The 24650-nt window shown below is 62.1% G+C and carries 17 protein-coding genes; 10 read left to right on the top strand and 7 right to left on the bottom strand.

Going from position 1 to position 24650, the window contains the following annotated elements; all coding sequences use genetic code 11:
• Positions 1 to 17 precede the first annotated feature (17 nt).
• Both NQL71_RS09980 and NQL71_RS09975 read right to left on the bottom strand, forming a co-directional pair.
• Positions 18 to 3488, bottom strand: coding sequence for a hybrid sensor histidine kinase/response regulator (locus NQL71_RS09980; protein ID WP_046819416.1), 3471 nt, complete (start codon positions 3486 to 3488; stop codon positions 18 to 20).
• Positions 3489 to 3713: 225 nt separating this feature from the next.
• Positions 3714 to 4250 (bottom strand): TetR/AcrR family transcriptional regulator, encoded by a 537-nt coding sequence (locus NQL71_RS09975; RefSeq protein ID WP_274642595.1) that lies wholly within the window; start codon positions 4248 to 4250, stop codon positions 3714 to 3716.
• A gap of 127 nt (positions 4251 to 4377) precedes the next feature.
• On the opposite strand from NQL71_RS09975, the gene NQL71_RS09970 reads away from it, so the two are divergent.
• The 3 genes from NQL71_RS09970 to NQL71_RS09960 all read left to right on the top strand — a co-directional run bounded on the left by NQL71_RS09970 (position 4378) and on the right by NQL71_RS09960 (position 8805).
• Positions 4378 to 5568, top strand: a complete 1191-nt coding sequence (locus tag NQL71_RS09970) for an MFS transporter (RefSeq protein ID WP_274642594.1) — start codon at positions 4378 to 4380, stop codon at positions 5566 to 5568.
• A 105-nt stretch (positions 5569 to 5673) separates the two neighbouring features.
• Positions 5674 to 6825 (top strand): TDT family transporter, encoded by a 1152-nt coding sequence (locus NQL71_RS09965; RefSeq protein WP_077184022.1) that lies wholly within the window; start codon positions 5674 to 5676, stop codon positions 6823 to 6825.
• A gap of 105 nt (positions 6826 to 6930) precedes the next feature.
• Positions 6931 to 8805 carry an MFS transporter gene (locus NQL71_RS09960; RefSeq protein ID WP_274642593.1) on the top strand — a complete coding sequence of 625 codons (1875 nt, stop codon included), beginning with the start codon at positions 6931 to 6933 and terminating at the stop codon, positions 8803 to 8805.
• A gap of 14 nt (positions 8806 to 8819) precedes the next feature.
• Here the strand turns inward: NQL71_RS09960 and NQL71_RS09955 are convergent, their stop codons facing one another.
• The 5 genes from NQL71_RS09955 to NQL71_RS09935 form a co-directional block, all read right to left on the bottom strand.
• Positions 8820 to 9746, bottom strand: a complete 927-nt coding sequence (locus NQL71_RS09955) for a GGDEF domain-containing protein (RefSeq protein WP_274642592.1) — start codon at positions 9744 to 9746, stop codon at positions 8820 to 8822.
• 361 nt (positions 9747 to 10107) lie between these two features.
• A complete protein-coding gene (locus NQL71_RS09950; RefSeq protein WP_046819422.1) occupies positions 10108 to 10848 on the bottom strand; it encodes a YciK family oxidoreductase in 741 nt (246 codons plus the stop codon).
• Between the two features lie 175 nt (positions 10849 to 11023).
• Positions 11024 to 11695: an N-acetylmuramic acid 6-phosphate phosphatase MupP gene (gene mupP / locus NQL71_RS09945; protein ID WP_046819423.1), complete on the bottom strand. Its 672-nt coding sequence runs from the start codon at positions 11693 to 11695 to the stop codon at positions 11024 to 11026.
• A 4-nt stretch (positions 11696 to 11699) separates the two neighbouring features.
• Positions 11700 to 12398, bottom strand: a complete 699-nt coding sequence (gene ubiG, locus NQL71_RS09940) for a bifunctional 2-polyprenyl-6-hydroxyphenol methylase/3-demethylubiquinol 3-O-methyltransferase UbiG (protein ID WP_007973655.1) — start codon at positions 12396 to 12398, stop codon at positions 11700 to 11702.
• Positions 12399 to 12456: 58 nt separating this feature from the next.
• Positions 12457 to 13791 (bottom strand): TRZ/ATZ family hydrolase, encoded by a 1335-nt coding sequence (locus NQL71_RS09935; RefSeq protein ID WP_046819424.1) that lies wholly within the window; start codon positions 13789 to 13791, stop codon positions 12457 to 12459.
• Between the two features lie 108 nt (positions 13792 to 13899).
• Between NQL71_RS09935 and mtnA the strand changes: the two genes are divergently transcribed.
• From mtnA to cmk, 7 genes are all read left to right on the top strand, one after another.
• Positions 13900 to 14976 carry an S-methyl-5-thioribose-1-phosphate isomerase gene (gene mtnA, locus NQL71_RS09930; protein ID WP_046819425.1) on the top strand — a complete coding sequence of 359 codons (1077 nt, stop codon included), beginning with the start codon at positions 13900 to 13902 and terminating at the stop codon, positions 14974 to 14976.
• Positions 14977 to 15424: 448 nt separating this feature from the next.
• The gene (gene gyrA / locus NQL71_RS09925; protein WP_077184019.1) at positions 15425 to 18079 is read left to right on the top strand and encodes a DNA gyrase subunit A; all 2655 of its coding nucleotides are present in this window, start codon (positions 15425 to 15427) and stop codon (positions 18077 to 18079) included.
• A 246-nt stretch (positions 18080 to 18325) separates the two neighbouring features.
• Positions 18326 to 19411 carry a 3-phosphoserine/phosphohydroxythreonine transaminase gene (gene serC, locus NQL71_RS09920; RefSeq protein ID WP_046819427.1) on the top strand — a complete coding sequence of 362 codons (1086 nt, stop codon included), beginning with the start codon at positions 18326 to 18328 and terminating at the stop codon, positions 19409 to 19411.
• The gene (gene pheA / locus NQL71_RS09915) at positions 19411 to 20505 is read left to right on the top strand and encodes a prephenate dehydratase (RefSeq protein WP_007939916.1); all 1095 of its coding nucleotides are present in this window, start codon (positions 19411 to 19413) and stop codon (positions 20503 to 20505) included. Before serC ends, pheA begins: the two co-directional genes overlap by 1 nt.
• A gap of 13 nt (positions 20506 to 20518) precedes the next feature.
• Positions 20519 to 21631, top strand: a complete 1113-nt coding sequence (gene hisC, locus NQL71_RS09910; protein ID WP_077184018.1) for a histidinol-phosphate transaminase — start codon at positions 20519 to 20521, stop codon at positions 21629 to 21631.
• A gap of 28 nt (positions 21632 to 21659) precedes the next feature.
• Complete coding sequence (locus NQL71_RS09905) at positions 21660 to 23867, top strand: bifunctional prephenate dehydrogenase/3-phosphoshikimate 1-carboxyvinyltransferase (RefSeq protein WP_046819429.1); 2208 nt, start codon at positions 21660 to 21662, stop codon at positions 23865 to 23867.
• Positions 23864 to 24553, top strand: coding sequence for a (d)CMP kinase (gene cmk, locus NQL71_RS09900; protein ID WP_046819430.1), 690 nt, complete (start codon positions 23864 to 23866; stop codon positions 24551 to 24553). The genes NQL71_RS09905 and cmk overlap by 4 nt, the downstream gene beginning before the upstream one ends.
• Positions 24554 to 24650 lie beyond the last annotated feature (97 nt).

Here is a 24650-nt window from a genome sequence, read left to right as displayed (position 1 = left end):
CTGCGCTCTTTTTGACATTACAACGGCAAATGCCGACTCAACAATGCCCGCAACGCCGCCGGTTTCACCGGCTTGGCCAGGTAGTCGAGCCCCGCCGCGTGCACCTGGGCCATCGTCTCGGGTCGACCGTCGGCGCTGATCACCACGCCGGGTACCGGCTCGCCCAAGCGGGTGCGCAGCCAGGCCATCAGTTCGGTGCCGGTTTCGCCATCGTCCAGGTGGTAGTCCACCAGCGCCAGTTGCGGGCGCAACCCGTCGGCAAGCAGCGTCATGCACTCCTGGCGGTTACGTGCGGTCCAGACCTGGCAGCCCCAGCGGGTGAGCAAGCTGTTCATGCCGATCAGGATGCTGTCTTCATTGTCGATGCACAGCACATGGGCGCCACTGGGCAACTTGCCGTTGAGTTCGGCCGCCTTGGCCGGCAGCGCCGCTTGCGCGCGGGCCAGGGGCACGCTGACGCTGAACACACTGCCGCGCCCCGGCCACGAGCGCACGCGCAGCTTGTGCCCCAGCACTCGACAGAGTCCGTCGGCGATCGCCAGCCCCAGCCCTAGACCCTTCTCGGCGCGGGTCTGATGGCTGTCCAGGCGTTTGAATTCTTCGAAGATCACCTGTTGCTTGTCTTCCGGAATGCCTGGCCCGCGGTCCCAGACTTCCAGGCACAACTCACCCTGGCGGCGGCGCACACCCAGCAATATCGGCCCCTTGGCGTAGCGAAAAGCATTGGTCAGGAAGTTCTGCAGGATGCGCCGCAACAACTTTATGTCGCTATTGATGCGCAACGTGCTGCTCCTGACGCGAAACTCCAGCCCCTGGTCCTGGGCCAGTGCCTTGAACTCGGCGCCCAGGGTGTCGAACAGCTCATTGACCGCGAACGGCTTGGCATCCGGATTGATCTTGCCGTTTTCCAGGCGGGAAATATCCAGCAAGTCGCTGATCAGGTCCTCGGCCGAACGCAGCGAGCTGTCCAGGTGCTGGACCAGTTTTTGCGCCTCGGCGGACAAGCCGTCGTCCTGATGGGAAAGGGCGGCGGAGAACAGGCGGGCGGCATTCAGCGGTTGCATCAGGTCATGGCTGACGGCAGCCAGGAACCGGGTTTTCGACTGGTTCGCCGCCTCGGCGGTACCCTTGGCTTCGGTCAGGGCCACGTTGAGTTGCGACAGCTCGTGGGTGCGCTCGGTGACGCGCTGTTCCAGGCCCTCGTTGGCCTCGGTCAACGCCTGCTCGGCTTCGCGGAACGCGGTAATGTCGGTGAAACTCATGACGAAGCCGCCGCCGGGCATCGGGTTGCCGATCAACTCGATCACCCGGCCGTTGGGAAACAGCCGTTCGGAGGTGTGGGCGCGGCCCTGGCGCATCCAGTGCAGGCGACGGGCAACGTGCACTTCCGCTTCGCCGGGGCCGCACAAACCGCGCTCGGCATTGTAACGGATGATATCGGCAATCGGGCGGCCGACGCTGATCAGGCCGTCCGGGTAGTTGAACAGCTCCAGGTAGCGACGGTTCCAGGCCACCAGTTTCAGCGACTGGTCGACCACGCTGATGCCCTGGGTGATGTTCTCGATCGCCCCTTGCAGCAGCGCGCGGTTGAACTGCAGCACTTCCGAGGCTTCGTCGGCGATGCGCACCACGTCCTCAAGCTGCATTTCCCGGCCTTCGATGGCGGCTTTCACCACGGCGCGAGTCGATGAAGCCCCCAGCACACCGGCGAGCAGGCGTTCGGTGTGGGCGATCCATTCACCGTCGGCGTTCTGGTTCGGATTGAAGCCCTTGCCCTGGCGGTAGGCAAAACGGATGAAGCTCTGCCGGGCGCGTTCTTCACCGACGAAGCGTGCGGCCAGCTGCAGCAGATCGTCGATCTGTACCGCGAGCATCGAGCGGGCGCTGGGCCGGGCACTGATTTCCTGGCCGATGAACCGACCTGCTTGCCAGTGCTCCGACACACGGGTGCGCGACAGCACCGAGACCCAGGCGAACAACGTGAAGTTGCCCGCCAGGGACAGCACCACGCCCTGGGTCAGCGGGGTGATCGGCAGGTTCAGCGGGTTGCTGTGCAGCCACGCCAGGCCCGGGAAACTGCTCAGGGACAAACCGAGGCTGTGGGCCGCAATCGGCAGGATCAGCGTGTAGAACCACAGGAATGTGCCCGCGGCGAGGCCGGCGAAGACGCCGCGGCGGTTGGCCTGTTTCCAGTACAGCGCGCCGAGCATCGCCGGTGCCAGTTGCGTCACGGCGGCGAAGGCGATCTGGCCGATGGTCGCCAGGCTGGCGGTCGAGCCCAGCAGGCGATAACTGACGTAGGCCAGCAGCAGGATGACCACGATGCTGACCCGGCGCACCGACAGCATCCACTGGCGGAACACCTCGAACGGGCGCTCGGCATTGTTGCGACGCAGTAGCCACGGCAGCAGCATGTCGTTGGAGACCATGGTCGACAGCGCCACGCTGGCCACGATCACCATGCCGGTGGCCGCCGATGCGCCGCCGATGAAGGCCAGCAGCGCCAGGGCCGGATGCGCCTGGGCCAGCGGCAGGCTGATGACGAAGGAATCCGGCAATACCGAACTGGGCAGCATCATCTGGCCCGCCAGCGCGATCGGCACGACGAACAGGGCCGCCAGGGCCAGGTAGGCCGGGAATACCCATTTGGCCAGGCGCAGATCCTGCGGGTCGATGTTCTCGACCACGGTGACGTGGAACTGCCGCGGCAGGCAGATGATCGCCATCATCGCCACGCCGGTCTGCACCACCATCGATGGCCAGTTGATGGTTTCCTTCCAGTATTCTTCCAGGCGCGGGGCGAGCATGGCCTGGTCGAACAGGTCGTCGAAGCCGTCGTACAGCCCGAAGGTCACGTAGGCGCCCACCGCGAGGAAAGCGAACAGCTTGACCAGCGATTCGAACGCAATCGCCAGCACCATGCCGCGGTGGTGTTCCGTGGCGTCGAGGTTGCGCGTGCCAAAGACAATGGTGAACAGCGCCAGCACCAGGGACACCACCAGCGCCGTATCCTGCGCGCGAACCCCCATGGCATCGGCGCCGGCACCGATCAGCAGGTTCACCCCGAGCACGATGCCCTTGAGCTGCAACGCGATGTAGGGCAACACGCCGACCAGGCAGATCAGGGCCACCACCACCGCCAGGGATTGCGACTTGCCATAGCGGGCGGCAATGAAGTCGGCAATGGAGGTGATGTTCTCCTGCTTGCTGATCATCACCATTTTCTGCAGGACCCACGGCGCGCCGATCAGCAAGAGGATCGGCCCGAGGTAGATCGGCAGGAAAGACCAGAGTTGCTCGGCCGCCTGGCCCACCGCGCCGAAGAACGTCCAGCTGGTGCAGTAGACCGCCAGAGACAGGCTGTAGACCCAGGCTCGCACTCGCGGCGGCAGGGGCGCGCTGCGACGGTCACCGTAGAAGGCGATGGCGAACATGATGGCCATATAGGCCAGGGCGACGATAGCAATCAGCCCGCTGGACAGCGACATGGGAACTCCAGGCAACCAAAGACACCCGAGCCTCCCGCCCGGACAGACAGTCTCGCACGATGGCTGGGGTTAGTCAGTGTCGACCAAGGTCGTGGCGTGGCGGGGTGTCGCAGGAGAGATGGCCCTTGGAGCTCGGGTGTTCGATCTGGCCTCTTCGCGAGCAGGCTCGCTCCCATAGGGGATCGTTATCTCCTGTGGGAGCGGGCTTGCTCGCGAGTGGCGTCGTCACTGATTCAACGCAATCTCGATCAACCGATGCAACTCCTCACCTTCCAGCGGCGCCTCGGAAAACAGGATCCGAAACACGATGGGTGCCGCCACCATGTTGATCAACCGATCGACACCGGGCTTCGGCTGGTCCGGATAGCGATCCAGAATCACCTGCAATTGCCCGCCAATGATGGTCGCGCAATAGCTCGGTTTCAGGCTCGATTGCACGTCACGCAGCATGTTGCGGCCAGGCGCGGAACTCATCTCGTCGAGGTATTGGTCCGCCCAGGCTCGAATATCGCCCGCCAGGCTGCCGGTGTTGGCTGACTCGGTTTCCGGCTGCATGCGGGCCAGGGCGACGTCTGCCAGCAGCGCCGACAAATCGCCCCAGCGCCGATAGATGGTCGAGGGCGTGACGCCTGCACGCGCAGCGATCTGCGGCACGGTGACGCTGGCGCGGTCTTGCTCTTCGAGCAGTTCGCGCACGGCGTTATGGATCGATTCCTGAACCCGGGCGCTGCGGCCGCCGGGGCGTAAAGTGGTCGCTGTCATCGCATGTTTCCTGTTTCGCGGGCTCTGTGGGGCCATGTATCGGACCTTAACACAAAGAATTTGCTTTAAGCGCAAGCCGGTAGCACACTCCGCAAAAGCAAAAAATTAGCTTTTGCGGAGTGTGCCCATGTCCCGTTCTCATTCTAACCGTGCAAGCCTGTGGTTCCTGGCCATCACTTTGCTCGGGTTCCTGGCGGCTTCCACGGCGCCGACGCCTTTGTATCACCTGTATCAGGAGCAGCTGCAGTTTTCGGCTGCCATGCTCACGTTGATTTTCGGCGTGTATGCCCTCAGCCTGCTGGCCGCGCTGCTGACGGTGGGTTCGCTCTCGGATTACCTGGGGCGCAAGCCGGTGATTTTCACGGCTGTCGTGCTCAATAGCGTGGCGATGCTGGTGTTCATTTACGCTGATAGCGTCGCCTGGCTGATCGGTGCCCGGGTGTTGCAAGGGTTCGCCACCGGCATGGCGACAGCCGTGCTCAGTGCCTCTTTGTTGGATGTCGATCGCCAGCAGGGGGCGCTGATCAACAGCGTTGCGCCCTTGCTCGGCATGGCCATGGGCAGCATGGGTTGCGGCCTGTTGGCGGAGTTTGCGCCGGCGCCCCTGCGGTTGACTTACTGGCTGCTGCTCGCCCTGTTTGTGTTGCAGGCCGTGTATGTCTGGCGTTTACCAGAGAGCGTATCGCCACAGCCCGGGGCATGGGCATCGTTGCGACCGACACTGAATGTGCCCGTTCAAGCGCGCTCGACTTTGTGGCGGGTCCTGCCGCTCAATGTGGCGACCTGGGCACTCGGCGGTTTCTACGCATCGCTGGCGCCGTCGCTGGTGCGTACGGCCACCGGTTCGACCTCGAACCTGATTGGCGGAGCAACGGTCGCAGCCTTGACGTTGACCGGTGCGGCGATGATTTTCACCCTGCGCAATCAATCCGCCGCCAAAGCGCTGCAACTGGGCACAAGTCTACTGCCGGGCGGTATCGTGCTGATCCTGCTGGGCGTGCACGGCGCCAGTCTGCCGCTGTTTTTCCTTGGCACGCTTGTCGCTGGCTGTGGCTTCGGTGCCGGTTTCCTCGGTGCCGTGCGCAGCCTGGTGCCGCTGGCCTTGCCCCATGAACGGGCCGGATTGATGTCGGCGTATTACGTGCTCAGCTACCTGGCATTTTGCCTGCCGTCGTTCCTGGCCGGTAACCTGACGCATACGTTCGGCCTGGTGGCGACGGCCGATGGTTATGGAGTGGGGCTGATTGTCCTGTCCATCGGCGCCTTGCTGATGGCGTGGCGTCAGCGAGCGGCTAAGGTGTGTGTCGCAGGCGATTGATGGCTTATTCGTAAAATAGATAAGATATAGAGATATTACCCGTTATATCGATATTCGATCCGGATCTATGATGGGCTCCACCTCACCAGAGGAGAGGAGTTCGCCATGACATGCCCCGACACCATCAAGCCCGGTATCAAACCGTTCAGCCATTTGCAGCATCCGCGCGAGGTCATCCGCCAGTTCACCCCTAACTGGTTCGCCGCCACCATGGGCACCGGCGTGCTGGCCTTGGCGCTGGCGCAACTACCCGTTGCCCATCCCGTTCTGCGCGTCATTGCCGAAGGTCTTTGGCTGTTCAATATCTTTCTGTTCCTGTTGTTCACCCTGCTGTACGCAGCGCGGTGGGCGATGTTTTTCGATGAGGCGCGGCGGATTTTCGGCCACTCCACGGTCTCGATGTTTTTCGGCACGATCCCCATGGGCCTGGCGACCATCATCAACGGTTTCCTGGTGTTCGGTTTGCCGCGCTGGGGCGACGGCGTGATCGCGCTGGCCGAGACGCTATGGTGGCTGGATGTGGCGATGTCGCTGGCATGCGGCGTGCTGATTCCCTACCTGATGTTCACCCGCCAGGAACACAGCATTGACCAGATGACGGCGGTTTGGCTGTTGCCGGTGGTCGCGGCGGAAGTGGCGGCGGCCAGCGGTGGCCTGCTGGCGCCGCACCTGGTCGATGCCCATTCGCAACTGGTGATGCTGGTGACCAGCTATGTGCTCTGGGCATTTTCCCTGCCGGTGGCGTTCAGCATCCTGACGATCCTGTTGCTGCGCATGGCGTTGCATAAACTGCCCCACGAAAACATGGCCGCTTCAAGCTGGCTGGCGCTCGGGCCGATCGGTACCGGGGCCCTGGGCATGTTGCTGTTGGGTGCGGATGCGCCAGCAATTTTCGCCGCCAATGGCTTGCCGGGCGTGGGTGAAATTGCGGCGGGGCTGGGCCTGGTTGCCGGGATCACGCTGTGGGGCTTTGGCCTGTGGTGGATGTTGATGGCCGTACTGATCACCCTGCGCTATCTGCGTGGCGGCATTCCGTTCAATCTCGGCTGGTGGGGTTTCACCTTTCCGTTGGGCGTCTATTCCCTGGCAACGTTGAAACTGGCCAGCACGCTGCACCTGGCGTTTTTCAGTGTCTTCGGTTGTGTGCTGGTGAGCCTGCTGATCGTGATGTGGCTGATCGTCGCCCGGCGTACCGTGCAAGGTGCCTGGCGTGGCGAGCTGTTTGTCTCGCCGTGTATTGCAGGATTGAAGAAATAACCTGAAAAGATTAGGTAATGTGTGGCCTGGATCGACGTGCGACATTCCAATCAATGTACCCACGCCACTCGCTACCTACTCATAAGCTTCAGGGACACATGGACGATGAGTCACCCTTCACAATTCACCTTGCTGCGCACCCGGCGTTTCCTGCCGTTCTTCGTGACCCAGTCCCTCGGGGCGTTCAACGACAACATCTTCAAGCAGTCGTTGATCCTCGCCATCCTTTACAAGCTGTCGATCGAGGGTGACCGTTCGATCTGGGTCAACCTGTGTGCGCTACTGTTCATCCTGCCGTTTTTCCTGTTCTCGGCGCTGGCCGGGCAGTTCGGCGAGAAGTTCGCCAAGGACGCGCTGATCCGCCTGATCAAGCTTGGGGAAATCGTCATCATGGCGGTGGGCGCGGTGGGCTTCCTGTTCGATCACCTGTCGTTGATGCTGTTGGCGCTGTTTGCCATGGGCACGCACTCGGCGCTGTTCGGGCCGGTGAAGTACTCGATCCTGCCCCAGGCCCTGCATGAGGACGAACTGGTAGGTGGCAACGGCCTGGTGGAAATGGGCACCTTCCTGGCGATCCTGGCCGGGACCATCGGTGCTGGCATCATGATTTCGTCCACTCATTACGCACCGATCGTTTCCACCGCGATCATCGCCATCGCCGTACTCGGTTACCTGGCCAGCCGCGGTATTCCGCGGGCGGCAGCGGCCACGCCAGAGATGCGCCTGAACTGGAACATCTTCAGCCAGTCCTGGGTCACGCTGAAGCTGGGCCTGGGGCAGACCCCGGCAGTGTCGCGTTCGATTGTCGGCAACTCATGGTTCTGGTTTGTCGGGGCGATCTACCTGACGCAGATCCCGGCCTATGCCAAGGAATGGATGCACGGCGATGAAACCGTCGTGACCTTGATCCTGACGGTTTTCTCGGTCGGCATCGCCGTGGGTTCGATGCTTTGCGAAAAACTCTCCGGGCGTAAAGTCGAAATCGGCTTGGTGCCGTTCGGCTCGTTCGGCCTGACCGTGTTTGGCTTGTTGCTGTGGTGGCATTCCGGCGGGATTCCCGACAGTGTCCTGGGCCATGGCTGGATCGAGATTCTCGGTTTCGGCCACACCTGGCTGGTGCTGCTCGATATTCTCGGCCTGGGGGTGTTCGGCGGTTTCTACATCGTGCCGTTGTACGCCCTGATCCAGTCACGCACCGCCGAGCATGAGCGGGCCCGGGTGATCGCCGCCAACAACATTCTCAACGCGCTGTTCATGGTGGTGTCGGCGATTGTCTCGATCATTCTGCTGAGCATGGTCCAGCTGTCGATCCCGCAGTTGTTCCTGGTGGTGTCGTTGCTCAACATCGGCGTCAATGCCTACATCTTCAAGATCGTGCCCGAGTTCACCATGCGTTTCATGATCTGGCTGCTCAGCCATTCCATGTACCGCGTGGAGCATCGCAACCTGGACCTGATTCCCGATGAGGGGGCGGCGCTGCTGGTGTGCAATCACGTGTCGTTCGTCGATGCCTTGCTGATTGGCGGTGCGGTGCGGCGGCCGATCCGCTTCGTGATGTACTACAAGATCTATAACCTGCCGGTGCTCAATTTCATCTTTCGCACCGCGGGGACGATTCCGATCGCGGGCCGTCAGGAAGATATCCAGATCTACGAGAAAGCCTTCACTCGCATCGCCCAATACCTGAAAAACGGCGAGTTGGTGTGCATCTTCCCTGAGGGCAAATTGACCGCCGATGGCGAGATCAACGAGTTCAAGGGCGGGCTCACGCGCATTCTCGAAGAAACCCCGGTGCCGGTCATTCCCCTGGCATTGCAAGGGCTGTGGGGGAGTTTCTTCAGCCGTGATCCGGGCAAGGGGCTGTTCCGTCGGTTGTGGTCGCGGGTGACGCTGGTGGCGGGGCCGATGGTGGCCGTTGAAGCGGCGCAGCCTGCCAGGCTGCAGGCCATGGTGGGCGAGCTGCGCGGCACGTTGCGGTAAGTTGTGCGGGGATATCACCCCGCCATCGTCAAGCGATTGCGCCCCTCGCGCTTGGCCACATACAGCGCACTGTCGGCCCTGCGCAGCAGGCTCTCGGCAGATTCTCCGGGCAGCAGGGTCGAGCAGCCGAGGCTGACGGTCAGCTCGACCGTGCAGCCATTGGCTGGATAATCCTCGGCCTGCACTGCGCACCGCAGGCGTTCGCCGACCAGGGCTGCCGCTTCCCGGCTGGTGTTGGACAGCAGTATCAGGAACTCTTCGCCACCGTAGCGAAACACCATGTCGACGTTGCGCAACTGATTCTTGATTGAGGCCGCCACCGCCTTGAGTACGTCATCGCCGGCGCCGTGCCCATGGGTGTCGTTGACCTGCTTGAAGTGATCGATGTCCAGCATCAACAAGGACAGGGGTTGCATGTGACGTCGTGCCAGCTCGATTTCCCGCTGCAGCGTCTGGTCCATGGCGATGCGATTGCCGGTGTCCGTCAGCGGGTCGCGCAACGCGCTTTGGGTGGCGGCGCGGTACAGCAGGGTATTGCGCATAGGGAAGAGCAGCGCGGCCAGCAGAGATTCCAGGTAGCCCTGTTCCTGCTCGCTGAAACGCTGGTTGCGGCGAAAGATCAGTTCGCCCAGGTGCTCGCCTTCGTGGCTCAGGCTGTAGCTGATCGAGTGGTGGCCCCGCAGGCCGAATTCCAGGCGCAAGTCACTGCTCTGGTGCTGATAGCTCAAGGCATCGAGCGGGACCAGCCGCTGGATTTCGCGGTAGAACAACCCGAGTATGCGTTGAGGCTCAAGGCTGGTTTGCAGCTGCAGGTTCAATTGCTGGCGCAACTGAGCAACGCTGACGGGCCTCTCCAGAATGGGTGGCTGCTGACCAAAGCCCAGGCGTTGCAATTTGGCGCTATCAAAGTCAATTGCGTTGGTCTGGGAAGGTGGTTTCATATGGCGCGCGCCCTTGAGCAGTAAGACTGTCTTACAAGCTGGGTGCGAGCAGTCTCAAGGCTGCGCGTCGAACTGGTCCGTCAGTCCCGTAGGACATTTCGTACAAGCTTAATCTGCTTTATCGTAGATGAGTAATCTGCAATTTGGCATCGCCCCCTCTGCTTTTTCGCAGCGTGTCTGGGCAAAACCGGAGCGAAAGTCGTGCCATTTACCCGATTAAAACAAAAATCTTTATTAATCAATTAGTTGTGGTTGGCTTGCGTTGTGCAAAGAAAAAGTGCGACGGTTGTTTGACTGTGAATGCGCTGTCGCTGGAGTACCGCGCCGGGAAGCCGACGCGGCACAAAAGCGACGTACGGTATTATTGGGCGTTGAACGCCTGGCCGTTGATACCGGTACTGTCAGGGCCCATCAGGTAGAGGTAGACCGGCATGATCTCCTCAGGGGTCGGGTTGTTCAGCGGGTTTTCCCCGGGATACGCCTGGGCGCGCATGCTGGTGCGGGTGGCTCCCGGATTGATGCTGTTGGAGCGCACTGGCGCCACGTTGTCGACTTCGTCGGCCAGGGTTTGCATCAGGCCTTCGGTGGCGAATTTCGAGACACCGTAGGCGCCCCAGTATGCGCGGCCCTTGCGGCCAACGCTGCTGGAGGTGAACACCACGGAGGCATCCTGGGACAGCTTGAGCAGTGGCAACAGGGTGCTCGTCAACATGAACATGGCGTTGACGTTGACCTGCATGACGCGCATGAAGTTTTCGCCTGACAGCTGTTCGATCGGGGTGCGGGGGCCGATGATCGACGCGTTGTGCAGCAAACCATCGAGGTGGCCGAATTCGCCTTCGATCATCGCGGCCAGCTCATCATACTGATGGGGCAGGGCGGTTTCGAGGTTGAACGGGATCACCGCCGGTTGCGGATGGCCGGCCGCTTCGATCTCGTCGTAGACCTGGGTCAGGTTGGCTTCGGTCTTGCCCAGCAACAGGACGGTGGCGCCATGGGCGGCATAGGTTTTGGCGGCGGCGGCACCAATGCCGCGGCCAGCGCCGGTGACCAGGATGACCCGGCCTTTGAGCAGATCGGGGCGGGCGGAATAATCAAACATGAAAAACCTCACGAAAACAGACGACAGATCGCGGCGCGGCCATTCGCGGGCAAGCCCGCTCCCACAGGTCCGGTTGAGGGTACAGAATTTGTGATCACCCCGGACCTTGTAGGAGCGGGCTTGCCCGCGAAGGCGTCAGCATTCACGCCGTATTCCAAAAATCAGGAACCGGCTCTCAGCAGCTACACAAAGCGCTATCCAGAACCTTGCGCAACTCCAGCGGATGATCGACCACCACATCCGCACCCCAATGCCGCGGATTGTCGTCCGGGTGGATATAACCGAACGTCACGGCCGCCGTCCTGGTGCCGGCATCGCGCCCCGATTCGATATCGCGCAAGTCATCGCCCACGAACAGCACGCTGGCCGGGTCGAGGTCGAGCATCTTGCAGGCGAGGATCAGCGGCTCCGGATCAGGCTTGCTGTTCTTCACATGGTCCGGGCAGATCAGCAGCGCCGAGCGCTCGGCCAGCCCCAGTTGCTGCATGATCGGTTCGGCGAAACGCAGCGGCTTGTTGGTGACCACGCCCCAGATCAGGTTGGCCTTCTCGATGTCGGCCAGCAGTTCGCCCATGCCGTCGAACAGCTTGCTGTGAACCGCGCAGCCAACGAGGTAGCGCTCGAGGAACTCCAGGCGCAACGCCTCGAAACCCGGCGATTCCGGGTCCATGGCAAAGGTCACTGCGACCATCGCCTTGGCGCCGCCGGAGATTTCGTCGCGGATGTGCTTGTCATTGATTGGCGGCAACCCACGGTCGGCACGCATCGCCTGGCAAATCGCAATGAAGTCCGGCGCGGTGTCGAGCAGGGTGCCGTCCATGTCGAAAAGAACTGCTCTGATACGCATCGGCTTACTCCTCGCGCAAAGTCTGGATCATGTAGTTGACGTCCACGTCGGCCGCCAGTTTGTAATGCTTGGTCAACGGGTTGTAGGTCAGGCCGATGATGTCCTTGACGGTCAGGCCGGCCATGCGGCTCCAGGCGCCGAGCTCGGAAGGGCGGATGAATTTCTTGAAGTCGTGGGTGCCGCGTGGCAACAACTTCATGATGTATTCGGCGCCGACGATGGCGAACAGGTAAGCCTTCGGGTTGCGGTTGATGGTGGAGAAGAACACCTGGCCGCCCGGCTTGACCATGCGGAAGCACGCGCGGATCACCGAGGACGGGTCGGGTACGTGCTCGAGCATTTCCAGGCAGGTGACCACGTCGAACTGCTCCGGCATTTCCTCGGCCAGGGCTTCGGCGGTGATCTGCCGGTATTCGACGTTCACGCCCGATTCCAGCTGATGCAGTTGTGCCACCGCCAGCGGCGCTTCGCCCATGTCGATGCCTGTCACGGTCGCGCCGCGCTGGGCCATGGCCTCGCTGAGGATGCCGCCGCCGCAACCGACATCGAGGACCTTCTTGCCGGCCAGGTTGACGCGTTCGTCAATCCAGTTGACCCGCAGCGGGTTGATGTCGTGCAGCGGTTTGAATTCGCTCTCGCGGTCCCACCAGCGATGGGCCAGGGCTTCGAATTTGGCGATTTCGGCGTAGTCGACGTTGCTCATGGTTTAAGTCCTCTAAAACTTGAAAAATCCTGTAGCCCCGAAGGTGAGTCCGGGGGGCTTACGATTCTTTGCGGCCGCTGATGCGCAGGCCCCAGGCCTTGGCGGTGGCGACGAGTTGTTGCTCATCCAGGCGCGTCAGGCGACGGTCGTCGAGCAGTTGCTTGCCCGCGACCCAAAGGTGTTTCACGCAGTCGCGGCCGGACGCATATATAAGCTGCGAAACCGGGTCGTAGATCGGCTGCTGGGCCAGGCCCGAGAGATCGAACGCCACGATGTCGGCGGCCTTGCCGATTTCCAGCGAACCCACCTGGGCTTCGATCCCCAGTGCGCGTGCACCGTTGAGGGTGGCCATGCGCAAGGCACTGTGGGCGCCCAGCGCCGTGGCCGAACCCGCGACAGCCTTGGCCAGCAGGGCGGCGGTGCGGGTTTCGCCCAGCAGGTCCAGGTCATTGTTGCTGGCGGCGCCGTCGGTGCCGATGGCCACGTTGACGCCGGCCTGCCACAAACGCTCTACCGGGCAAAAACCGCTGGCCAGCTTCAGGTTCGATTCCGGGCAGTGAATGACATGGGTGTTGCTTTCTACCAGCAGCGCCAGGTCTTCCTCGCTGATCTGGGTCATGTGAACCGCCTGGAATCGCGGCCCCAGCAGGCCCAGGCGCGCCAGGCGGGCCAGCGGCCGTTCACCGCGCTGTTCGAGCGCTTGCTGCACTTCGAAAGCGGTTTCATGCACATGCATGTGGATCGACGCATCCAGCTCTTCGGTGATCACCCGGATTTTTTCCAGGTTTTCATCGCCCACGGTGTAGGGTGCATGGGGGCCGAAGGTGATTTTGATGCGTTCGTGATGCTTCAGGTCGCCAAACAGCTCGACACCCTGGCGAATTGCTTCGTCCGCCGTGCTGGCGCCCGGGATCGGAAAGTCGAGGATCGGAATCGCGATTTGTGCGCGAATGCCGCTGTTGTGCACGCACTCGCTGGCAACCTTCGGGAAGAAATACATGTCAGAGAAGCAGGTGATGCCGCCTTTGAGTTGTTCGGCGATGGCCAGGTCCGTGCCGTCGCGGACGAAATCCTCGTCGACCCACTTCGCTTCGGCCGGCCAGATGTGGTTTTCCAGCCAGGTCATCAGCGGCAGGTCGTCGGCCAGGCCGCGGAACAGGGTCATCGCCGCATGGCCGTGGGCGTTGATCAGGCCGGGGCTGAGCAGGATGTCCGGCAATTCGCGCACTTCGGTTGCGTTAAGCTGCAGGGCGGCGCTGCGTGGACCGATGAACGCGATGCGCCCGTCGCGGATGCCCAGGGCATGATCCTTGAGCACGACGCCAGCGGGTTCGACGGGTACCAGCCAGGTCGGCAGCAACAACAGATCGAGCGCAAGGGCAGTGTTCGGCATCGAGGATCGGTTCCACGGCTTTTATAAAGGATGGCGAAGTATACCCGAGCGTCTTCGCCGGGGGATCGCTATAATCGGCGGCTTTTGTTTCTGACTGCGGGGTGTTTGATGCGCGATCGACTGTTGGCTGCGGAGAAGGTGAAAGCCATCGATTGGCGTGATGGCGCCCTGTACCTGCTGGATCAGCGTGTGCTGCCGTTCGAGGAAACCTGGGTCGCCTGCACAAGCTCGGCAGCCGTAGCGGAGGCCATTCGCTCGATGGTGGTGCGCGGCGCGCCGGCCATTGGCATCAGTGCCGCCTATGGCGTTGTACTGGCAGCGCGCGCCCGGTTTGCCGAGGGCGGCCACTGGCAAGCGGCGCTGGAAGAGGATTTCACGCTCCTTGCCGATTCCCGTCCGACTGCGGTCAACCTGTTCTGGGCGCTGGGTCGCATGCGCGAGCGCCTGGATCGCCTGAAAAAACACGCGGACCCCTTGTCCGTGCTGGAAGCCGAGGCCCTGGCCATTCATGAGAGTGACCGTGAAGCCAACCTGACCATGGCACAACTGGGCGTCGACCTGATCCGCAAGCACCAGGGCAACGCCCAGGCGATCATGACCCACTGCAACACCGGTGCACTGGCCACCGGTGGCTTCGGCACGGCACTGGGGGTGATTCGCGGTGCGTTCATCGAGGGCATGGTCGAGCGCGTGTACGCCAGTGAAACCCGTCCATGGCTGCAAGGCTCGCGACTGACGGCCTGGGAGTTGGCCAACGAAGGCATTCCGGTGACCCTGCATGCCGACTCCGCCGCGGCGCACATCATGAAGATCAAGGGCGTCACCTGGGTCGTCGTCGGCGCGGACCGCATCACCGCCAATGGCGACGTGGCCAACAAGATCGGCACCTATCAGATGGCGGTCAACGCCATGCACCACGGCGTGCGCTTCATGGTAGTGGCACCGAGCTCGACCATCGACATGAACCTGGCCAGTGGCGACGACATCGTGCTCGAAGAGCGGGATGGGCGCGAGCTATTGGAGGTAGGTGGCCAGCGGCTCGGCGCCGATGTCGATGCGTTCAACCCGGTGTTCGACGTGACCCCGGCGGACCTGATTGATGCGATCGTCACCGAAAAAGGCATCGTCGAGCGCCCCGATACCGCGAAAATGACCCAGTTGATGTGCCGCAAGCGCCTGCATTGATGACCTGTGGTGTCTATTAAATCGCCTTCGCGAGCAGGCTCGCTCCCACAGGTGATCGAGGTGTGATCGCAATGGTCGACACGACAAAGATCCATTGTGGGAGCGAGCCTGCTCGCGAAGAGGGCCTGAAAGACTATGAATAACCCAGAATCACCCCCCCGAATTCTCATTCATCGCGGCTCTAAGCCTCTCTCGTCTCCTATCAGCCTGTCATCGGTCAACTAACTATGCTCCATGCGCATCAGGGGGATAGGTGCGTGGCGGCTCTTGTGATAACATCCGGCGGTTTCCAAGGTAGTCCTGCGGGGCGACCTTCACTGCGCAGATCCATGGCATAACTCGTTGATTTGTCGTAAGTCGGTGCATGGCACTCAGCCTGCAGCGGCGAGCTTCGTTCGTCCCATATGGATGTGACGAAGTTTCACCAGAAAAAGGAATCAGGCTTCTCATGGGCGAACTGGCCAAAGAAATCCTCCCGGTCAATATCGAAGACGAGCTGAAGCAGTCCTATCTCGACTACGCGATGAGCGTAATTGTCGGGCGGGCACTGCCGGATGCGCGCGATGGCTTGAAGCCCGTGCACCGGCGCGTGCTGTTCGCGATGAGCGAGCTGGGCAACGACTTCAACAAGCCGTACAAGAAATCTGCCCGTGTTGTCGGTGACGTGATCGGTAAGTATCACCCGCACGGTGATACCGCGGTGTACGACACCATCGTTCGGATGGCGCAGCCATTCTCCCTGCGCTACCTGCTGGTAGACGGCCAGGGCAACTTCGGTTCGGTGGACGGCGACAACGCCGCGGCCATGCGATACACCGAAGTGCGCATGACCAAGCTGGCGCACGAGCTGCTGGCCGACCTGCATAAGGAAACCGTGGACTGGGTGCCGAACTACGACGGCACCGAAATGATCCCGGCGGTCATGCCGACCCGTATTCCCAACCTGCTGGTCAACGGCTCCAGCGGTATCGCCGTGGGCATGGCGACCAACATTCCGCCGCACAACCTCGGTGAAGTCATCGACGGTTGCCTGGCGCTCATCGACAATCCCGAGCTGACCGTCGACGAGCTGATGCAATACATCCCGGGTCCAGACTTCCCGACTGCTGCGATCATCAACGGTCGCGCCGGCATCATCGAGGCCTACCGCACCGGTCGCGGCCGCATCTACATGCGCGCCCGCTCGATGATCGAAGACATCGACAAGGTCGGTGGTCGCCAGCAGATCGTCATCACCGAACTGCCTTACCAGCTGAACAAGGCCCGCCTGATCGAGAAGATCGCCGAGCTGGTCAAGGAGAAGAAGCTCGAAGGCATCACCGAACTGCGCGACGAGTCCGACAAGGACGGTATGCGCGTCGTGATCGAGCTGCGTCGTGGCGAAGTGCCTGAGGTGATCCTCAACAACCTCTACGCCCAGACCCAGCTGCAAGCGGTATTCGGCATCAACATCGTCGCGTTGATCGACGGCCGGCCACGCATCCTGAACCTCAAGGACCTGCTGGAAGCCTTCGTGCGTCACCGTCGCGAAGTGGTCACCCGCCGTACCGTGTTCGAACTGCGCAAGGCGCGCGAGCGTGGTCACATCCTCGAAGGTCAAGCGGTTGCCCTGTCGAACATCGACCCGGTCATCGCCCTGATCAAGGCCTCGCCAACCCCGTCGGAAGCCAAGGAAGCGCTGGTCAGCACCCCTTGGGAGTCCTCGGCTGTGGTGGCGATGGTGGAACGTGCCGGTGCCGATTCGTGCCGTCCGGAAAACCTCGACCCGCAATACGGCCTGCGCGACGGCAAGTACTTCCTGTCGCCAGAGCAGGCGCAAGCCATCCTGGAACTGCGTCTGCATCGCCTGACCGGCCTGGAGCACGAAAAGCTGCTGGCCGAGTATCAAGAGATCCTCAACCAGATCGGCGAGCTGATCCGCATCCTCAACAGCGCCACGCGCCTGATGGAAGTGATCCGCGAAGAACTGGAAGTGATCCGCGCCGAATACGGCGACGTGCGTCGCACCGAGATTCTCGATGCCCGTCTCGACCTGACCCTGGGCGACATGATCCCGGAAGAAGATCGCGTTGTGACCATCTCCCACGGTGGCTATGCCAAGACCCAGCCGCTGGCTGCGTACCAGGCCCAGCGTCGTGGTGGTAAAGGCAAGTCGGCCACCGGCGTCAAGGATGAGGACTACATCGCTCACCTGCTGGTAGCCAACAGCCACACCACGCTGCTGCTGTTCTCCAGCAAAGGCAAGGTGTACTGGCTCAAGACCTACGAGATCCCGGAAGCGTCCCGCGCGGCCCGTGGTCGTCCGCTGGTCAACCTGCTGCCGCTCGATGACGGTGAATACATCACCACCATGCTGCCGGTCGAGGAATACACCGAAGGTCACTTCATCTTCATGGCCACCGCCAACGGCACCGTGAAGAAGACCCCGCTGGAATCCTTCAGCCGTCAACGCAGCGTCGGCCTGATCGCGCTGGAGCTGGACGAAGGCGACGTGCTGATTTCCGCGGCCATTACCGATGGCGAGCGCGAAGTCATGCTGTTCTCCGACGGCGGCAAGGTGACGCGCTTCAAGGAATCCGACGTTCGCGCCATGGGCCGTACCGCCCGCGGTGTGCGCGGCATGCGCCTGCCGGAAGGGCAGAAGCTGATTTCCATGCTGATCCCGGAAGAAGGCAGCCAGATCCTCACCGCTTCGGCGCGTGGTTATGGCAAGCGCACCGCGATCACCGAGTTCCCTGAGTACAAGCGTGGCGGCCAGGGCGTGATCGCCATGGTCAGCAACGAGCGTAACGGCCGTCTGGTCGGAGCGGTCCAGGTGCTCGATGGCGAGGAAATCATGCTGATTTCCGACCAGGGCACACTGGTTCGTACTCGAGTCGACGAAGTGTCCAGCCTGGGTCGTAACACCCAGGGCGTGACCTTGATCAAGCTGGCCAACGATGAAACGCTGGTCGGTCTGGAGCGGGTCCAGGAGCCGTCGGAAGTCGAAGGTGAAGAGCTGGAAGGCGAAGAAGGTGCCGGGTTCGAAGGCAATGTCGTGATCGACGACATCGTCGAGGACCAGCAACTCGACGCCGCTGCTGACGAAGAACCACAGGAATAAGCGGGTAAGCAGGGGGCGGATGAGAATTCGCCCCCTTGTTGTTTGTCCGTAACGAAATATCGACACCTCCGGAGATCCCTTGTGGGAGCGAGCCTGCTCGCGATGCAGGCGCCGCGGTACCTCTGAAGCACCGCGGTGATGCATTTGCGAGCAGGCTCGCTCCCACAGAATCCCGATTCGTCAGGGCTCCGGTGTCGGCTGATAACGATTTATGCGTGATACCACCAAATCAGAGCGAGATTGGATGTGAGCAAGAGAGCCTATAACTTCTGTGCCGGTCCTGCGGCGCTTCCCGAAGCTGTCCTGCAGCGCGCCCAGGGTGAACTCCTCGACTGGCACGGCAAGGGCCTGTCGGTCATGGAAATGAGCCATCGCAGTGATGAGTTCGTGTCCATCGCCACCAAGGCCGAGCAGGATCTGCGTGATCTGCTGAATATCCCGTCGAACTATAAAGTGCTGTTCCTACAGGGCGGCGCCAGCCAGCAATTCGCCCAGATTCCCCTGAACCTGTTGCCGGAAAGCGGCTCTGCGGACTATATCGACACCGGTATCTGGTCGCAGAAAGCCATCGAGGAAGCTTCGCGCTACGGCCACGTCAATGTTGCCGCCACTGCCAAGCCCTACGACTATTTCGCCATTCCTGGCCAGAACGAATGGCAGCTGTCCAAAGACGCGGCCTACGTTCACTACGCGCCGAACGAAACCATCGGCGGCCTGGAATTCCAGTGGATTCCCGAGACCGGTGACGTTCCGTTGGTCGCCGACATGTCCTCGGACATCCTCTCGCGCCCGGTGGATGTCTCGCGCTTCGGCATGATCTACGCCGGTGCCCAGAAAAACATCGGCCCGAGCGGCATCGTCGTCAACATCGTGCGTGAAGACCTGCTGGGTCGCGCTCGCTCCATTTGCCCGACCATGCTCAATTACAAGGTCGCGGCCGACAATGGCTCGATGTACAACACCCCGCCGACCCTGGCCTGGTACCTGTCCGGCCTGGTGTTCGAATGGCTGAAAGAGCAGGGCGGTGTCGAGGCGATCGGCAAGCTCAATGACGTCAAGCAGCGCACGCTGTACGACTTCATCGACGCCAGCGGCCTCTACAGCAACCCAATCAACAAGTCGGACCGCTCGTGGATGAACGTGCCGTTCCGCCTGGCGGACGACCGTCTGGACAAGCCGTTCCTGGCCGGTGCCGACGAGCGTGGCCTGCTGAACCTCAAGGGCCACCGTTCCGTGGGTGGCATGCGCGCCTCCATCTATAACGCCGTCGACATCCACGCGATCAACGCGCTGGTTTCGTACATGGCAGAGTTCGAGAAGGAACATGGCTAATGTCTGAGCAAGAACTCAAGGCACTGCGCCTGCGCATTGATGCCCTGGACGAAAAAGTCCTGGAACTGATCAGTGAGCGCGCACGCTGCGCCCAGGAAGTTGCGCGAGTAAAGATGGCCTCGCTGGCCGAAGGCGAAGTGCCGGTGTTCTATCGTCCTGAGCGCGAAGCTCAGGTGCTCAAGCGAGTCATGGAGCGCAACCAGGGGCCGCTGGGCAACGAAGAGATGGCGCGGCTGTTCCGCGAAATCATGTCCTCGTGCCTGGCCCTCGAGCAGCCGCTGAAAGTGGCGTACCTCGGCCCTGAAGGCACCTTCACCCAGGCTGCGGCCATGAAGCACTTCGGTCACGCCGTGATCAGCAAGCCGATGGCGGCCATCGACGAAGTGTTCCGCGAAGTGGCGGCGGGTGCGGTGAACTTTGGCGTGGTCCCGGTGGAAAACTCCACCGAAGGCGCGGTCAACCACACCCTCGACAGCTTCCTTGAGCATGACATGGTCATCTGTGGTGAAGTGGAACTGCGCATCCACCATCACCTGTTGGTCGGTGAAAACACCAAGACCGACAGCATCAGCCGCATCTACTCTCACGCCCAGTCCCTGGCCCAGTGCCGCAAGTGGCTGGACGCCCATTACCCGAATGTCGAGCGCGTGGCGGTGTCCAGCAACGCTGAAGCGGCCAAGCGGGTCAAGGGTGAGTGGAACTCGGCGGCGATTGCCGGCGACATGGCGGCCGGCCTCTACGGGTTGACCCGCCTGGCGGAGAAAATCGAGGACCGTCCGGACAACTCCACGCGTTTCCTGATGATCGGTAACCAGGAAGTGCCGCCGACCGGCGACGACAAAACGTCGATCATTGTCTCGATGAGCAACAAGCCGGGTGCGCTGCATGAATTGCTGGTGCCGTTCCACGACAACGGCATCGACCTGACGCGAATCGAGACCCGTCCGTCGCGCAGCGGTAAATGGACCTACGTGTTCTTCATCGATTTCGTCGGCCACCACCGCGATCCGCTGGTAAAAGGTGTGCTGGAAAAGATCAGCCAGGAAGCAGTAGCACTCAAAGTGCTGGGTTCCTACCCGAAAGCAGTTCTCTAAGGGGCGGTAGCAAATGAGTGGCAATTTCCTCGCTCTGGCACAGCCGGGCGTGCAACAACTTTCGCCATACGTTCCGGGCAAGCCCGTGGACGAACTGGCACGTGAGCTGGATCTCGATCCGGCCAGCATCGTCAAGCTGGCGAGCAACGAAAACCCGCTGGGCGCCAGTCCCAAGGCACTGGCGGCCATCCGTGAAGAGTTGGCTGAGCTGACTCGTTATCCGGACGGTAACGGCTTTGCACTCAAGACCCTGCTGGCCGAGCAGTGCCGCGTCGAGCTGAGTCAGGTGACGTTGGGCAATGGTTCCAACGACATCCTGGAGCTGGTCGCGCGCGCCTACCTGGCGCCGGGCCTGAATGCGGTGTTCAGCGAGCATGCGTTTGCGGTCTACCCGATCGTGACCCAGGCCGTCGGCGCCCAGGCCAAGGTGATTCCGGCCAAGGACTGGGGGCATGACCTGCCCGCGATGCTCGCGGCCATTGACGCCAATACCCGCGTGGTCTTCATCGCCAACCCGAACAACCCGACCGGGACCTGGTTCGATACCGAGGCGCTGGACGAATTCCTCCAGGACGTGCCGGAGCACGTGTTGGTCGTGCTGGACGAGGCCTACATCGAATACGCCGAAGGCAGTGACTTGCCGGACGGCCTGGACTTCCTGGCGGCTTACCCGAACCTGCTGGTGTCGCGCACCTTCTCCAAGGCCTACGGCCTGGCGGCCTTGCGCGTGGGTTATGGTTTGTCCACCGCGGTGGTCGCCGATGTGCTGAACCGCGTGCGCCAGCCGTTCAACGTCAACAGCCTGGCCCTGGCCGCTGCTTGCGCTGCGCTGCAGGACGCCGAATACCTGGCGGAAAGCCGACGTTTGAACGAGTCGGGCATGCAGCAACTGGAAGCGGGTTTCCGTGACCTGGGGCTGGGCTGGATTCCGTCCAAAGGCAACTTCCTTTGCGTGGACCTCGGCCAGGTTGCAGCGCCGGTGTTCCAGGGGCTGTTGCGTGAAGGCGTGATCGTGCGTCCGGTGGCCAACTACGGCATGCCGAACCACTTGCGCGTGACCATCGGTCTGCCGGCGGAAAACAACCGCTTCCTCGAGGCGCTGGCCAAGGTTCTGGCCCGTGGTTGATGTCACTACAGTGCAATCTGCTGAGCCCATGATCGGTCGCCTGGTGGTGGTCGGTCTGGGTTTGATCGGCGGTTCGTTTGCCAAGGGTTTGCGCGAAAGTGGCCTGTGCCGCGAAGTGGTCGGGGTCGATCTTGACCCGCAGTCGCGCAAGCTGGCGGTTGAACTGGGCGTGGTGGATCGCTGCGAAGATGACCTGGCGCTCGCTTGCCAGGGCGCGGACGTGATCCAGCTGGCGGTGCCGATCCTCGCCATGGAAAAAATGCTCGGCCGTTTGGCCGGCATGGATCTGGGGCAAGCGATCCTGACAGACGTTGGCAGCGCCAAGGGCAATGTCGTGCGGGCGGCGGCCGAAGCCTTTGGTGGCATGCCGGCGCGTTTCGTGCCGGGCCACCCGATCGCCGGTTCCGAGCAGAGCGGGGTGGAAGCCTCCAATGCCGAACTGTTCCGTCGCCATAAAGTGATCCTGACGCCGCTGGAGCAGACCGATCCGCAGGCCTTGGCCGTGGTCGATCGCCTGTGGCGCGAGCTGGGCGCCGATGTCGAGCACATGCAGGTCGAGCGCCACGACGAAGTGCTGGCGGCCACCAGTCATCTGCCGCACTTGCTGGCATTCGGCCTGGTCGATTCGCTGGCCAAGCGCAATGAAAACCTTGAGATCTTCCGTTACGCTGCGGGCGGTTTCCGCGATTTCACAAGAATCGCCGGGAGCGACCCGGTGATGTGGCATGACATCTTCCTCGCTAACCGCGAAGCTGTCCTGCGCACACTCGATACATTTCGCAGCGACCTCGACGCCTTGCGCGACGCGGTCGATGCAGGGGATGGGCACCAATTGTTGGGCGTTTTCACTCGCGCCCGGGTTGCCCGCGAGCATTTCAGTAAAATCCTGGCCCGTCGGGCCTATGTGGACGCTATGAATTCCAACGATCTGATTTTCCTGGCTCAACCTGGTGGCCGCCTGTCCGGTCGGATTCGCGTACCAGGTGACAAGTCGATTTCCCACCGTTCGATCATGCTGGGCTCCCTGGCCGAAGGCGTCACCGAAGTCGAAGGTTTCCTCGAGGGCGAAGACGCCCTGGCGACCTTGCAGGCGTTCCGTGACATGGGCGTGGTCATCGAAGGCCCGCACCATGGTCGGGTGACCATTCACGGTGTTGGCCTGCATGGCCTGAAACCCGCGCCGGGCCCGATCTACCTGGGTAACTCCGGTACGTCGATGCGCCTGTTGTCCGGCCTGCTGGCCGCGCAGGACTTCGACAGCACCCTGACTGGCGACGCTTCGCTGTCCAAGCGTCCGATGAATCGCGTGGCCAATCCGCTGCGTGAAATGGGCGCCGTGATCGAGACCGCCGCAGAAGGCCGTCCGCCGATGACCATTCGCGGTGGCAACAAGCTCAAGGGTCTGACCTACACCATGCCGATGGCCAGTGCCCAGGTTAAATCCTGCCTGCTGCTGGCGGGTCTGTACGCCGAAGGCAAGACCACCGTGACCGAGCCTGCACCGACTCGCGACCACACCGAGCGCATGTTGCGCGGCTTCGGCTACCCGGTCAGCGTCAACGGTGCCACCGCATCGGTCGAGTCCGGCAACAAGCTGACCGCGACCCACATCGAAGTACCGGGCGACATCTCGTCGTCGGCGTTCTTCCTGGTGGCCGCATCGATCGCCGAAGGCTCGGAGCTGGTGCTGGAGCATGTCGGCATCAACCCGACCCGCACCGGCGTGATCGACATCCTGCGCCTGATGGGCGCTGACATCACCCTGGAAAACCAGCGTGAAGTTGGCGGCGAGCCGGTGGCTGACCTGCGCGTTCGGGCAGCTAAACTAAAAGGTATCGAGATTCCCGAGGCGCTGGTGCCGTTGGCAATCGACGAATTCCCGGTGCTGTTCGTTGCCGCTGCCTGCGCCGAAGGGCGTACCGTCCTGCGCGGCGCCGAAGAGCTGCGGGTCAAGGAGTCGGACCGGATCCAGGTCATGGCCGATGGCTTGCTGGCACTTGGCGTCAAGTGTGAGCCGACCCCGGATGGCATCATCATCGATGGCGGCTCGATCGGTGGCGGTGAAGTGCATGGTCACGGCGACCACCGGATTGCCATGGCCTTCAGCGTTGCCTCGCTGCGCGCCACCGCGCCGATCCGCATCCACGACTGCGCCAACGTCGCTACCTCGTTCCCCAACTTCCTCGCGCTGTGCGCGCAGGTCGGTATCCGCGTTGCGCAAGAGGCTGAGTCGTGAAGAGCATTGCACCGGTCATCACCATCGATGGGCCAAGCGGCTCGGGCAAAGGCACCATAGCCGGGATCCTGGCCAGGCGCCTGGGCTGGAACCTGCTGGATTCCGGTGCGCTGTACCGCCTGCTGGCCTTCGCCGCACACAACCACGGCGTCGACCTGACCAATGAAGAGCTGCTGAAGAAACTGGCCGCTCATCTGGATGTGCAGTTCATCGCGGCGACCGAAGGCCAGCTGCAGCGCATCATCCTGGAAGGGGATGAAGTCAGCGATGTGATCCGTACCGAAAGCGTCGGCTCGGGTGCCTCGCAAGTGGCTGCATTGCCCGCGGTGCGTGAGGCGCTGCTGCAGCGCCAGCGCGCTTTCCAGGAAGCGCCGGGCCTGGTGGCGGATGGTCGCGACATGGGTACCGTGGTATTTCCGGATGCTCCGCTGAAGATTTTCCTGACCGCCAGCGCCGAGGAAAGGGCGCGTCGTCGATATTTGCAGTTGAAGGGCAAAGTCGAGGGTGTTAGTCTGTCGAGTCTGCTAGATGAGATACGTGCGCGCGATGAGCGTGACACCCAGCGAGCGGTAGCCCCGCTCAAGCCGGCGGCTGACGCCATACAGCTGGATTCCACGGAATTATCCATCGACCAGGTGCTGGAACGCATCATGAGCGAGATCGCCATTCGCGATATCGCCGGGTGACCAAGAAGGCCGCAGGGGACCAGTCATAGTCCTGTGGCGCTTCTTCTTAATGAAACTAACCCACACCGTCTGGGGTGTGGAGATGGGCGTATTCTTC

Origin of the sequence: Pseudomonas serbica (genome assembly GCF_028823535.1) — a bacterium.
Taxonomy (GTDB): domain Bacteria; phylum Pseudomonadota; class Gammaproteobacteria; order Pseudomonadales; family Pseudomonadaceae; genus Aquipseudomonas; species Aquipseudomonas serbica.
This window is presented reverse-complemented; position numbering and strand designations above follow the sequence as displayed.